General features: G+C 37.6%; 13 protein-coding genes and 1 pseudogene. All 14 read left to right on the top strand.

Features of this window, described 5'->3' with window-relative positions:
• Nucleotides 1-9 precede the first annotated feature (9 nt).
• Nucleotides 10-1845: a glycosyltransferase family 2 protein gene (locus EIM92_RS06920; RefSeq protein ID WP_164515047.1), complete on the top strand. Its 1836-nt coding sequence runs from the start codon at nucleotides 10-12 to the stop codon at nucleotides 1843-1845.
• Nucleotides 1846-1860: 15 nt separating this feature from the next.
• Nucleotides 1861-2271: a sugar 3,4-ketoisomerase gene (locus EIM92_RS06925; protein ID WP_125082061.1), complete on the top strand. Its 411-nt coding sequence runs from the start codon at nucleotides 1861-1863 to the stop codon at nucleotides 2269-2271.
• Between the two features lie 19 nt (nucleotides 2272-2290).
• Complete coding sequence (locus EIM92_RS06930) at nucleotides 2291-3244, top strand: ATP-grasp domain-containing protein (protein ID WP_125082062.1); 954 nt, start codon at nucleotides 2291-2293, stop codon at nucleotides 3242-3244.
• Nucleotides 3237-3878, top strand: coding sequence for an HAD family hydrolase (locus EIM92_RS06935; protein ID WP_164515048.1), 642 nt, complete (start codon nucleotides 3237-3239; stop codon nucleotides 3876-3878). The genes EIM92_RS06930 and EIM92_RS06935 overlap by 8 nt, the downstream gene beginning before the upstream one ends.
• A gap of 32 nt (nucleotides 3879-3910) precedes the next feature.
• A complete protein-coding gene (locus EIM92_RS06940; protein WP_125082064.1) occupies nucleotides 3911-5017 on the top strand; it encodes a DegT/DnrJ/EryC1/StrS family aminotransferase in 1107 nt (368 codons plus the stop codon).
• Between the two features lie 29 nt (nucleotides 5018-5046).
• A complete protein-coding gene (locus EIM92_RS06945; RefSeq protein ID WP_125082065.1) occupies nucleotides 5047-5946 on the top strand; it encodes a hypothetical protein in 900 nt (299 codons plus the stop codon).
• A gap of 72 nt (nucleotides 5947-6018) precedes the next feature.
• Entirely contained in the window at nucleotides 6019-6909 is an 891-nt protein-coding gene (gene rfbA / locus EIM92_RS06950; RefSeq protein WP_125082066.1) for a glucose-1-phosphate thymidylyltransferase RfbA, read from the top strand.
• A gap of 162 nt (nucleotides 6910-7071) precedes the next feature.
• On the top strand, nucleotides 7072-7620 hold the full coding sequence (gene rfbC / locus EIM92_RS06955) for a dTDP-4-dehydrorhamnose 3,5-epimerase (protein ID WP_125082067.1): 549 nt from the start codon (nucleotides 7072-7074) through the stop codon (nucleotides 7618-7620).
• Between the two features lie 112 nt (nucleotides 7621-7732).
• Nucleotides 7733-9028: an IS110 family RNA-guided transposase gene (locus EIM92_RS06960; RefSeq protein ID WP_125082068.1), complete on the top strand. Its 1296-nt coding sequence runs from the start codon at nucleotides 7733-7735 to the stop codon at nucleotides 9026-9028.
• Between the two features lie 411 nt (nucleotides 9029-9439).
• Complete coding sequence (gene rfbB, locus EIM92_RS06965; RefSeq protein WP_125082069.1) at nucleotides 9440-10462, top strand: dTDP-glucose 4,6-dehydratase; 1023 nt, start codon at nucleotides 9440-9442, stop codon at nucleotides 10460-10462.
• A complete protein-coding gene (rfbD, locus tag EIM92_RS06970; RefSeq protein WP_125082070.1) occupies nucleotides 10459-11325 on the top strand; it encodes a dTDP-4-dehydrorhamnose reductase in 867 nt (288 codons plus the stop codon). The genes rfbB and rfbD overlap by 4 nt, the downstream gene beginning before the upstream one ends.
• Before the next feature lie 70 nt (nucleotides 11326-11395).
• On the top strand, nucleotides 11396-12379 hold the full coding sequence (locus EIM92_RS06975) for a glycosyltransferase family 2 protein (protein ID WP_246021231.1): 984 nt from the start codon (nucleotides 11396-11398) through the stop codon (nucleotides 12377-12379).
• Nucleotides 12380-12387: 8 nt separating this feature from the next.
• A pseudogene (locus EIM92_RS06980) lies at nucleotides 12388-12552 on the top strand (sugar nucleotide-binding protein); the annotation flags it as partial.
• A 50-nt stretch (nucleotides 12553-12602) separates the two neighbouring features.
• Entirely contained in the window at nucleotides 12603-13208 is a 606-nt protein-coding gene (locus EIM92_RS06985; RefSeq protein ID WP_125082071.1) for a hypothetical protein, read from the top strand.
• Nucleotides 13209-13309: the final 101 nt, after the last annotated feature.

Below are 13309 nucleotides of genomic sequence, written 5' to 3' on the forward strand. Positions count from 1 at the left end.
GTTTTTTTGTTGAATAAGTGTTCAGTACTACTCCCGGTGTATAACGGGGAAGCATTCATAAGGCAGGCATTGGATTCAGTATTAACTCAGGATTACCCTAATTACGAGGTTGTCATTGTGGACGATTGCTCCTCGGATTCTTCACGAGATATTATTATGGAGTATAAACAAAGGTATACGGATAAAATTAAATTTATTCAAAATGAAAAGAATTGTGGTGTGGGTCTTGCCTTGTTGAAGGCATTTAAAGCAACAGAATCGACTTATATAGCACAAATTGGGCAAGATGATATATGGGGAAAAGATTATTTGAGTAGTCAAATTCATTATATTGAAACTAGCGGATGCAATGTAGCGTTCTCTAAGGTTACATACATTGACGATAATGGAAGTAAGTTGAAGGATGTAACAATGTTCAGACATGATACTATGGATATGCTGAACAGTAGGGATTTCTTTGCTGAACTTATAGGAGGTAATTTTTTGTGTGCTCCCTCATCAGTGTTTAAGATTGATGAGGAAATAAAACCTATCGTCTCACAATTCTGGGGGTACAATAACGATAGATTGCAGGACTTTGAGCTATGGCTTAATTTGGCTTGCTATTATAAATTTGGTTTTAATAAGAAAGCGACTTGTAATTATCGAGTTCATCAGAATAATTTTAGCAAAGAAGAAAAACGTATAACACAAGGCAAATATGAATTTTATGCTACGTTAAAGAGAGTGTTATTCTCCGAAGGTTTTGTGCAATTTTTAAAGAATCAGAAAGAAAAGGAGGCATTTCTAGAATCTATTATCGTAAAAATTCAAATAAACATAGCCTACTCTAAATTGCTGTTTGTTTTATTAGTAGAATGGTGTGAACATCTATTAAACCTTGGTTTCGATATAGACCTTATTAGGTATGTAATGGCTGACTATTATAATCGTATGGGCTTGCTCAGTAAATGCATTTCAAATTACGGTAAGTTATATCATAAAATTAATGCTTTTGTCTTAAAACCTTTGAATAATCCAAGTTTACAGTACCTTGTTAATAGTGGGACATTTGAACTTCATTCTGATCTAGATAGCATTGATGTGAATACTATATGCTTAATTGATGCCTCTTTAATAGATTATGCTATGAACAATTCTAAATTAATGCATCATCTAGCAGCAAGAAAAGTTACGATTTTTTGCAAAAAGGAAGAGCAAAATGCTTTGCAAATGAAATTTCCAGAATTATTAATTATTTCTGATGAAGAGGAAATGAATGTTGAGCGAAAGATTATAACTTATATAGAAGATAAGACAAATATGTTCTCTACAGGATTTTTCTTTGATCATGAAACACTCAATAACAGTATTAAGAGTCAATTGTACAAAAAAATTAAAATTACTCCAGGTAAGAACGAACAAGTTAGAAGAGTACGCTTTATAAGTTCTTCAATTATAAACTGTACGTTTTCTAATATAGATTCGATGATTGATATTCTATCCGTTGAGGATAATGAATATTTACTAGATTCAACTTCTAAAGGGGATATTTATTTAACAGTTGAAGAAGGTTTAGAGTTAAGTCAAAAAATCATTGTGAATAATAAGCTTTATATTTTATATAATATAGAATTTGATGATCAATTTATACCTGTTTATAAAGAAGTTTCTTACTATTCGCTTAATATATACAGCGATGCTGTTACTAATCATCATAGTTCTTTCCTAGAATTGGAATATCATGCTCTAGTTAATTCGCGCTCTTATCGCTATATGATGAAATTAAAGAAATTTGTTCATAAATATAAATTGCTTAGGTTTGTTAATTTTATTGATCTTGGCTTAAGAAAGATTATAAGATGATATTTAGGAGGAAATATGAGATATGTTGATATTATAGATCTCCATATTTTTGGTGATCATCGAGGTTCGTTGATTTCGTTAGAAGCGAACAGTAAAGTTGTACCATTTGATGTAAAGAGAGTTTACTATATTTTTGATACGAAAGAAGATGTGATAAGAGGAAAGCATGCTCATAAAAATTTGGAGCAGCTAGTGATAGCAGTTAGTGGAGAATGTAATTTTTATGTGGATAATGGAATAGAAAAGAAAACTATAAAAATAGATCACCCATCAAAGGGGATTTACTTAAAAGGCATGGTCTGGAGAGAGATGATGGATTTCTCAGAAGATTGTGTATTAATGGTTTTGGCGAGTGAGCATTATGATGTATCGGATTATATTTTTGATTATGAGGACTTTTTAAAAACAGCTAGAGAAAATTTTTAAGAAGTTAGGGGGTTGAAAATTGAATATTTGTATTACTTCCATAGGCTCTGCTACCGCTATAAATTTAATTAAGCTATTAAAAGCACAAACAAAGCATGAAGTGAGCATTATTGGATTGGACTGCAATACATTTGGCTATACAAGCGGAAGTCTTTTAGTTGATAAGTTTGTCCGATCCCCATTAGCTTTAGAAGAGAGTTATATTAACTTTATAGAAGATTTAATTGTTAAAGAAAAAATTGATTTGTTGATACCTATTCATGATTTTGAAATATTTAGACTCTCTCAGCATAAATTAGATATTCAAATGATTATTCCGAATCAAACAACTATTGATTTGTTTCGAGATAAATTTATTTCTGCGGTTTCCATGCAAGAAATAGGAATTACAGTTCCGCCAATGATTATTCGAGGCGAATCAATTGGCTCAGATATTGAAAAGGTTATCGTCCGTGAGCGAATTGGTGTGGGGAGCACGGGTATACGAATTTTGAATGTAGATGAGTATTTTAAAGTTTCAGAAGACATGGATGAGGATAAGGAATTTGCGCAGGGATTTATTACTGGTGATGAATATACGGTGGATGTTTTTTCAGATAAAGAAGGCTTACCTAAACTGATTATTCCACGTATTCGTTTGGAAGTAAAAGCAGGTGTTGCCACAAAGATTAGAATCGTTCACCACACAGAGCTTATTAAAATGACAGAAAAAATTCTGACGAAGTATCCCATACCAGGATTTTGTAATGTTCAATTTATCGTAAATGAAAAGGGAATATACTTCATTGAATTAAACCCCAGATATGGGGGAATGAGTATATCAAGTTCTCTTGCAAGTGTAAATATAATGGAACTTTTTATTGATCATTTTGTGAATTGCGAACCATTGTCGGATTATAATGAATATATGAAATTAGTAAAATGGAATTCTGTTGTTACTAGATATTATGAGGAAAAGATATTTTATGAATAAAGTTAAGATATTTATGGATTATGATGGGACTATTGTTTCCAACCAGATGAGATTATATCGTTTTTTTGTAGATCATTTACCTGAGGGTTACAAGGATATTTTAACTGTTGATGAGTTTTGGAGTCTTAAGGTTCTAGGAATTCATGAAATAGAGTGGATAAATAAGCACTTTGCTTTAGGGTTAGATAAATTAGATTGGGATAGACGTAAATCAAAATATATTGAAGAAATGAAATATTTAAAATATAATGAATTATTTTCATATACTATTCCGGCCTTAGAGAAGCTTGCTTTAAAATTTGAACTTGTATTAGTAACTAGGCGTAGTAATCAAAAAAATTTATTTCAAGAGATAGGAAACAATGGGGTCTTTAATTATTTTGCAGATATAATTGTTATTCAGCATCAAGGGAATGTATGTAAATCTGAAAAGATACTAGAAAAATATAATATCTCCTCACATGATATTTTTGTTGGTGATACGGAAGATGATTTAAGGGCGGGGCTAAAGCTCGGCATCAAGACCTATTTTGTAAAATCGGGGATAAGAAGAGAATGGATTATAAAGAAATACTTCACCAATGAGTTATTCTCTAAAATTAATGTTATTGAGAACATTAGCCAGATTCAATGATTTGAGATAATAAATAAAGGATGGGGTAGGTTATGATACCAGTTTTAAGCTTAGAACTTATGCATCAGTCGATTAGAGCAGAAGTACTAAGTGCACTAGAAAAGGTTTATGACTCTAATTGGTTTATTTTGGGCAGAGAATTAGAGCAATTTGAAGCAGAATTTGCTGAGTATTGTGACGCAAAGTATGCAATTGGTGTGGGGAATGGATTAGATGCTTTATATTTAATTTTAAAGGCATATGGAATTGGCGAAGGTGACGAGGTAATTATTCCATCTAATACGTTTATTGCTACTGCACTTGCGGTAAGTTATGTTGGAGCAAAACCTATTTTGGTAGAACCCATCGAGGGAACTCATAATATTAACAGTGAACTTATTGAAAATAATGTAACGGACAGAACGAAGGCAATTATAGCTGTTCATTTATATGGTCAGCCAGCAGATATGGATGAAATTAATTTAATAGCTAAGAAACATGGTTTAGTGGTGATTGAAGATGCTGCACAAGCGCAGGGAGCATATTATAAACAGCGAAAAGTAGGCTCCTTAGGCAATGCAGCTGGGTTTAGCTTTTATCCAGGAAAGAATATTGGTGCCTTAGGTGACGGGGGAATTGTCACAACAAATGATGAACATCTAGCAAATCGCATCAAAGAGTTAAGAAACTACGGGTCGTCAGTGAAGTATACTCATACAACTAAAGGAACAAATACTCGTTTGGATGAGATACAAGCAGCAGTACTTAGGGTAAAGTTGAAGTATCTGAATCAGTGGAATGAAGAGCGAAATAGGATTGCTCAATGGTATAATAGCAAGCTTGCGAATCAGAGAATAATATTACCTGAAGTACCTGAATGGGCTTCATCGGTGTGGCATCAGTACGTTGTGCGAGTTTCGGATAGAGAACAAGTTCAAGAAGAGCTTAAAAATAGAGGTGTTCAGACGCTGGTACATTACCCCATTCCAATACATTTGCAAGAGGCATATAAAGAATACAACTATTTAAAGGGTAGTTTGAAATTGACGGAGCTTTTAGCAAATGAAGTACTTAGTTTGCCTATGTGGCCGGGTCTAACAGAGGAGCAGGTTGAGATAGTTTGCCAGGCTTTAAACGAGGTTGTCAGCCTTAACAAGTAAGTTGTTTTGAGGAATGAGGTATATTAATAATGTTTCATAAAAAAAAGGTTCGAATTGCAATCATTGTCACCTTGTTATATTGTTTTGCTCTTGTTGGAATGTACTCTTATGAGTATTATTTTAAAGATGTTTGGTTTATAAACAAATTAGAAGCGCTTAAATTGAATGAATTAGATAATAATTTGACTTACAGTCTGGATGAATTGTCAGTTACTGATGATGGATTTATACAATTGACAGGATGGACATTTATAAATGGTATGTCATCTAAAGATCAAAAAGTTGTGGTGAAACTTTATACTGACAATGAAACAGAATATTTGTTTGCTGATAGTTTGAAAAGAGAAGATGTAACAAGGGCCTATAATAATGAAGCTAATTATGATAACTCTGGGTTTGTCGTTAAATTAAAAAAGTCGCAGCTAAATAACGAAGTTTATAGAATTGGTATATATCTGGAGAATAAAGGGCGACAAGTTTATATTGATACTGAGTCTATAATTTATAGAGAAGCTCAGCAGATTGCAATTGAACATTTATCTAATGAGGTAAACTTAACATTAGACCTCGAACAGCGAGAAATGAAATACTCCATCGATGCTGTTGAGGAGAAAAAATTTGGATTTGAAATGGTAGGATGGTCCTTCGCTAAAAATATTGATATGCGAAATTCCTCCATATATATTCTCTTGGATAATGGTAAGGATCATAAGCTAATATTTGATAGCTTTAAAGTCATTCGAGAGGATGTAAAACAGAAGTTTGGTTCTGATCATTTGGATCAAACAGGTTTTGTGGTTAGAATTCCTTATGATTTATTAGATGATGAATCTAAGTATAAAACTTCTATTGTAATCAGGAATAATAAGAAGGATTCGATTCTCATAACAGATCGTGTTATTGAGAAGTCAATGTTAAGGGCGGAATAGATGAAATTTTAGGACAGTATTAATTTTAAATATGTAATGTACATTCTCGAAACTGAGTTAGGAGCGAAAGCCATGAAAGGAATTATATTAGCAGGAGGGAGTGGGACAAGGTTATATCCGCTTACACTAGCCGTGTCTAAGCAATTATTACCGGTATATGATAAGCCGATGATTTACTATCCCCTCTCCGTATTAATGCTGGCTGGAATTCAAGACATTTTAATCATATCAACTCCAGAGGATACACCTCGATTTCAGGATTTACTAGGTGATGGTACTAGCTTAGGAATTAATTTGCAATATGCCGTGCAACCTTATCCAGGTGGTTTGGCCCAGGCATTTATTATCGGTGAAAAATTTATTGGAAACGATAACGTTGCATTAATACTAGGTGATAATATCTTTTATGGTCAAAATTTTACGAAGCTATTAAAAAAAGCTAGAGAGAAGGAAACTGGAGCTACAGTATTTGGATATTACGTAAGCGACCCTGAAAGATTTGGAGTAGTAGATTTTAGCGAAGATGGATGCGTTACTTCAATCGAAGAAAAGCCTTCAGCGCCTAAGTCTAATTATGCTGTTACAGGATTGTATTTTTATGATAATCAAGTGATAGATATCGCCAAAGAGATTTCTCCATCTAATCGGGGTGAACTCGAAATAACGGATGTAAATAAAATTTACCTCAACATGGGTCAACTGAGTGTTGAGATTCTGGGGCGTGGCTTTGCTTGGCTTGATTCAGGAACACATGAGTCATTATTAGAGGCTTCTCAATTTATTGAAACAATCGAAAAACGGCAAAGTTTGAAGGTTGCTTGTTTGGAGGAAATCGCTTATAACATGGGCTATATTTCCCGGGAGGAATTGTTGAAATTAGTTGAACCTTTAAAAAAGAACCAGTATGGTCAGTATTTAATGAGGGTTGCTAAATCCAAAAATATGCAGTTATTAAAGTATTGACGATACAAATTGGGTTTGCGACTAGAGACTAATTCTAGTCAAATGCATATTATATTAGGATATATTATATCGAGCTCGATTTTACTGCGAGGTTACTGTTTATGTTCGCTGAGTTTTCACTCTTGTATATAATTGATTATGAAATAAAAGGAGGAACAGTATATGCAAATAACTCCTTTAAAGCTGGAGGGAGCCAGTCTGATTGAACCGGTGGCACATGAAGATCATCGGGGTTTTTTTATGGAAAGTTATAATGAGAAGGTTATGAAAGAGCTCGGACTGTCTTTTGAATTTATTCAGGATAATCAATCTTTATCAAAAGAAGCAGGTGTATTACGTGGATTGCATTATCAATTAAATCCAAAAGCTCAAACAAAATTAATACGTGTGTTAACAGGGGCGATATACGATGTAATTGTTGATTTACGCCATTCCTCACCAACTTTTGGTGAGTGGGTTGGTGTAATTATTAGTGAGCATAACAAACGCCAATTAATAGTTCCTAAAGGTTTTGCTCACGGTTATTGCACACTTGTACCAAACACTCAAGTTTTTTATAAAGTAGATGAATACTACTCACCTGAACATGACAGAGGTATACTTTGGAACGATCCTGAATTAAATATCGACTGGCCAGTGAGTAAACCTTTATTATCTGCGAAAGATGAGAAGCATCCGATCTTAGCAGAGGCAGAAATGAATTTTAACTAGGAGCTATTCCTGTAATGAATTAATATGAGATTTGAACAAAAAAAGCGCCTCCTGTATGCTGGGTCTTGGAATGCGAACCATTCACTGCCCTAATTAGAAGGAGGACGCTCAAATGAAGTATAAGCTAAAAGAGAAACAGAATCAACGCATTTTGGACATTACAGATCAAACTTTGGTTGTCGGTGCAGATATTGCAAAGGACACCCATGTTGCCAGAGCGATCGATTTTCGCGGAATCGAGCTTGGCAAAGACTGTGTATTTGAAAACAGCCGTAAGGGACTCTCGAAACTCGTATCGTGGATGAAGGCATTGCAGAGGCAGTACGCCAAAACAGATATTGTGTTTGGCATTGAGCCCACCGGACACTACTGGTTTCCCCTGGCTGAGTTCTTGCAAGACAAGGGCATTCGTATCGTGGTCGTGAATCCTCATCATGTGCATAAGAGCAAGGAACTGGAGGATAACTCCCAGACTAAAAATGACTACAAGGATGCCAAAGTGATTGCGGATCTTGTCCGTAACGGTCACTATACCGAACCCCAACTACCGACTAGCGTTTACGCAGATTTGAGAATTCTCATGAATATGCGTGAGAAAACGATGGTCAGTTTGGGGCAAGTCCAAAGACGGATTCAAAACTGGCTCGATCGGTTTTTCCCGGAGTTTAACAACGTCTTTAAGCGCTGGGAGGGCAAAGCCGCGCTCGTCACGTTGACTGAGTTTCCATTGCCGCAAGAGATCGTAGCCCTTGGCGCCACTGCGATCCTCGGGCGATGGAAGCAAGACGTACAGCGAGCCGTAGGGATAAAGCGAGCTGAAAAGCTTGTGGAAGCTGCCTCTGAATCCATTGGACTCACAGAAGGTACCACTGCTGCTAAGTTAGAGTTACACACTTGGATGCAACAGTACGCCTTATTTACACAACAACTGGAAGAGATCATGAATCAAGTGGAGTTATTACTCAAACAGATTCCTGGCACACAGGAAATGCTCACTATTCCGGGTGTAGGAATCACGACACTTGCTGGCTTCCTAGCAGAAACCGGTGACCTATCTCGGTATAGCCACGTTCAACAGATTATCCGTCTCGCGGGACTTAACCTGCGAGAAAACAGTTCTGGAAAGAAAAAGGGTCGAACGACGATCAGCAAACGAGGTCGATCACGTCTTCGAGCACTACTTTTCCGAGCCGTGTTGCCCATGGTGGCAAAGAACCCGGAGTTTAAAGCGATGCATCAGTATTATACGCAGCGCCAGGTCAATCCGTTGAAAAAGAAACAGTCTATTGTGGCGCTTTGTGGAAAACTGATTCGCATTTTACACACGTTAGGCACAAGGAAAATCGTATACAATGCCGCTGATGTCTTAGGACCGGTTCGCCGGGCTCAGCTTCAGTTGGCTGCTTAAATCAATCACGTTCAGGTCGATAGACTCACTATATGCTTAGGATCAATACAGAGACAATGGAAGCACGGATCAGCCGCAGGAACTATTCCATAAGGGCAACGACCCAGTAAAGGAGCGAGAAACGGCGTCCACCCCTTGAGAGGTAGAACGAAGGAATGTAAGGGCATAGACCCCGTGTGACATGGGAGGGTAAACCATCAAGGAAGTGTTGTGGATATCCAAGGTGCGATCATACGGAAACCACTTTTTTTTGGAAAATCCATTCCAATCTCTGTTCCCGCACACTGCCGAAAGGAAATAAATTCAATAAACTTCCCGTTATATCCACCTCTCGAGGTAGTCAATGTTAAAATTCTAAGGAAATGTGAGAAAGAGCGAGAAAATATTAATTTATAGTGGGAGGTCTCTTTTATGAAACTGCTTGTTACTGGCGGTGCCGGTTTTATCGGCAGCAACTTTGTATTATATATGCTTGAACAGTACCCGGAATATAAGATTGTCAACGTGGACTCGCTGACCTATGCGGGTAATTTGGAAAATTTGAAGTCGGTGGAGAGCAACCCGAACCATACATTTATTAAAGCTGATATTACGGATGCTAAGATGATGGATGAGCTTGTAAGTCAGGGTGTCGACGTTATTGTGAATTTTGCAGCCGAATCGCACGTGGATCGAAGTATTCTTGAACCGGATGTTTTTGTTAAGACGAATGTGTTGGGTACCCAAGTGTTATTGGATGCCGCACGTAAATATGAGATTACGAAATTCGTTCAAGTTTCTACGGATGAAGTGTACGGTACGCTTGGAGAGACGGGATTTTTCACGGAGACAACGCCGCTTGAACCTAACAGTCCATACTCCTCAAGTAAAGCAGGGGGGGACTTGCTTGTTCGTGCTTATAACGAGACATTTGGCCTTCCTGTTAATATTACACGTTGCTCTAACAACTATGGACCTTATCAATTTCCGGAAAAACTAATACCACTAATGATCTCCAAAGCTTTGGCGGATGAGTCTCTCCCAATTTATGGTGACGGATTGAATGTTCGGGATTGGTTATATGTTGAAGATCACTGCAGCGCAATTGATCTTGTGATTCATAAGGGGAAAAATGGCGAAGTTTATAATGTTGGTGGTCATAATGAGCGGACCAATATACAAATTGTTGAGACTATTTTAGAACAATTAGGTAAGCCGGGGTCACTCATGACCTTTGTTAAAGACCGCCCAGGACATGACCGTCGTTATGGTATTGACCCTACTAAGATCATGAGCGAGCTTGGCTGGAAGCCGAAACATAATTTTGAAACAGGGATCAAAGAGACGATTGCATGGTATTTACAAAATAAAGAGTGGTGGACTCGTATTCAGTCAGGAGCATATCAGGAATATTACGCTAAGCAATATGGCGAACGCCTCGGAGAGAAGGCATGAAGGTACTGGTAACTGGAGCAGGGGGGCAACTGGGGAAAGATGTTGTCTCAGTACTTCAAGATACGGGTCATGAAATCTTAGGATGTGATCGTCAGCAGCTGGATATAACAAATCTGGATCAGTGTTATACTGTCTTGAATTCATTTCATCCAGATGCTATTATTCATTGCGCTGCCTATACAGCAGTAGATGCAGCTGAATCTGATGTTGAGGGCGCATACTTGGTTAATGCGGTAGGTACCCGCAATTTGGTGCTGGCTGCAGAACAGATACAAGCGAAAATAGTATACATCAGTACAGATTATGTATTCGACGGTAATGGGCAGCAGCCGTACCACGAATACGATAATACTAATGCACAAAGCATTTATGGCAAGTCTAAGCGTGCAGGAGAGGTATTAACACAATCTTTATCGTCTAAATATTTCATTGTGAGAACCTCATGGCTATATGGTGTGCATGGTAATAACTTTGTTAAAACTATGATTCGATTAGCTCAGGAGAAACCCTTGTTGAAAGTGGTAAACGATCAAAAGGGTTCTCCTACTTACACCGTGGATTTAGCTCATTTTATAGGACAGCTTATTGAAACAGAGAATTATGGAGTATACCATGCATCCAACAGTGGGTCATGTACTTGGTATGAATTCACCCAAGCGATTATTGACGAAGCGGCTAAGATTTTGGGAATCAAAATAGAAGCACAATTAGAGCCGTGTACAACGGATGAATTTCCAAGACCAGCTCCGCGTCCCCAAAATTCAGTCATGGAGCATATCTTCATACGAATAAACGGATTTCAAGATATCCGACCTTGGCGTGAAGGTCTGCAATCATTCTTGCAAGAAATGTCCTTAAAATAGTCAACTGAATTTCAGTGGTATGCTAATGGGCTCCTGTTCTATACACATAGAATAGGAGTTTTTGTTTATAATGGATAATATAAAAATGTGGAGGAGCTGTGGTGTGATTCCTAAAATCCAAGTATTGCTGTCTACGTATAACGGTGAACAATATCTTAATGAACAATTAGAGAGCTTACTAGCACAGCAGCATGTTGATTTAAAGATCCTTATTAGAGATGATGGCTCAAGAGATTCTACGGCAAGCATTATAGAAGAGTTTATAAGGAAGTATCCTCAGATTATTAAATTGTATATAGGTGAAAATAAAGGAGCAAAAGCAAGCTTTTTTGACTTATTAGATAGGGCGGCAGAGTCTTCTAATGATTTTGATTTTATTGCTTTTTGCGATCAGGATGACGTATGGATGGAGGAGAAGTTAATATCTGCCATTAGAATGCTTGAGAATGGCAAAAACAGTGATTCTATGCCGATGATGTATTGTTCGGCAACTCAGATGGTGCAAAGTGATTTGCGAAAGTTGGCTGTTTGGCCCGAGCCTCCCCGTCAGCCAATTAGTATCTATAATGCGTTAGTAGAGAACATCGCGGTAGGTTGTACGACAGTTCTTAATCGAGAAGCAGTGAGCTTGCTTGCGCACAATATGCCGAATAATGTTCCCGATGTAATCATGCATGATTGGTGGGCTTACATTTGCGTGTCTTCAAGTGGAAAAGTTGTATTTGATGAGAATCCCCATATTTTATATCGGCAGCATACAAATAATGCCCTTGGTGGCGGGACTGACAAATGGCTAATGAAATGGATTAATAGAATCAAGAGATATTCAAAGGGTAAGAATCATTATATTATCAGTAATCAGGCTAGGGTATTTCTTGAGACTTTTCAAGGCAAGCTACCTTCCAAGCAGATAAATATAATTAGGCAATTGGTGGACATATCCCAAAAAAGAGTCTTTCAGCGTTTGTCTTTCGCGCTACGCCAGCCTTTTTATCGCCAAAATTATATGGATAACCTAGTTTTGAAGATTCTTATAATTCTCGGTAAGATCTAATATTTAAGGATGAATTTCCCCGACCCGCTCCAAGACCCCGCAACTCGGTTTTGGAACATTTGGCGATCCGCACAAACGGGCTTAAGGATCTTCGTCCATGGAGAGAGGGGCTTCGAGCCTTTTTGCAGGAGCTGGAGGAAAGTGGCAGCATAAAACGACATAGCCCCCGTTAGTTCGGCTTGTTATAATGGGATGTATCAATATTTGAAGTGAGGTTGTTGAAATGGAAATCGAAAATGTACTTCAACAACAGCAAGAATTACTCGCGCAGCTTATTCAGATGGTTGCAGAAAATAATCAGAAGCTGACGAAAATGGATCAAAGATTTGATTCGATGGATCAACGTCTGGATTCGATGGATCAGAAACTGGACTCTATGGATCAGCGATTAGATCAAGTAGAGCAGCAGACGGCAAAAATCGACGCTATTGAGCAGAAGCTAGATAAATTGTCGAGTCGATTGGAAGAATTGGAGGTTAAAATACGGAGTCTGTTCCCGAGCTCCGTAACGGATGACGTCTATTTGGAGAAGAATCTGGATCAGAGCAAGATTATACTCAGCCAATATAACAACACTGGAGATACGGTATATTATAGTGCGGAGGTCGAACTGACCAGAGGCGGCTTCGCGGTTACTAGCTGGATTGATATTGAGCTGCCGACGCTGGACGTGTTGCTTGATGAAGTGAAAGCTGCCGCAGTTGCTACGGGCAGACCAGAGCTGGCGAGTGAAATTCAAGCCGTTGAAGATGCGATTGGAACTACCGTTGACCTTTCAGTTAAAATAGCGGCCTTGCAGTCTCTTCTCAATGCTCTATCCAATTTATAACAAGAGCTAAAGTTTAATTGTTTCATAATAAAAAGAAGTGATCCTCATTGGTTATGGGGAATCACTTCTTTTTTATTATGAGCGGTGATTGTTATCTCCAA

Source organism: Paenibacillus lentus (assembly GCF_003931855.1).
In the GTDB taxonomy this organism is placed as follows: domain Bacteria; phylum Bacillota; class Bacilli; order Paenibacillales; family Paenibacillaceae; genus Fontibacillus; species Fontibacillus lentus.

Coding starts and splice junctions, on each gene's coding strand:
- EIM92_RS06925 (WP_125082061.1), top strand. CDS start 1,861: ATGAGATATGTTGATATTATAGATCTCCATATTTTTGGTGATCATCGA.
- EIM92_RS06935 (WP_164515048.1), top strand. CDS start 3,237: ATGAATAAAGTTAAGATATTTATGGATTATGATGGGACTATTGTTTCC.
- EIM92_RS06940 (WP_125082064.1), top strand. CDS start 3,911: ATGATACCAGTTTTAAGCTTAGAACTTATGCATCAGTCGATTAGAGCA.
- EIM92_RS06945 (WP_125082065.1), top strand. CDS start 5,047: ATGTTTCATAAAAAAAAGGTTCGAATTGCAATCATTGTCACCTTGTTA.
- rfbA (WP_125082066.1), top strand. CDS start 6,019: ATGAAAGGAATTATATTAGCAGGAGGGAGTGGGACAAGGTTATATCCG.
- rfbC (WP_125082067.1), top strand. CDS start 7,072: ATGCAAATAACTCCTTTAAAGCTGGAGGGAGCCAGTCTGATTGAACCG.
- EIM92_RS06960 (WP_125082068.1), top strand. CDS start 7,733: ATGAAGTATAAGCTAAAAGAGAAACAGAATCAACGCATTTTGGACATT.
- rfbB (WP_125082069.1), top strand. CDS start 9,440: ATGAAACTGCTTGTTACTGGCGGTGCCGGTTTTATCGGCAGCAACTTT.
- rfbD (WP_125082070.1), top strand. CDS start 10,459: ATGAAGGTACTGGTAACTGGAGCAGGGGGGCAACTGGGGAAAGATGTT.
- EIM92_RS06975 (WP_246021231.1), top strand. CDS start 11,396: ATGGATAATATAAAAATGTGGAGGAGCTGTGGTGTGATTCCTAAAATC.
- EIM92_RS06985 (WP_125082071.1), top strand. CDS start 12,603: ATGGAAATCGAAAATGTACTTCAACAACAGCAAGAATTACTCGCGCAG.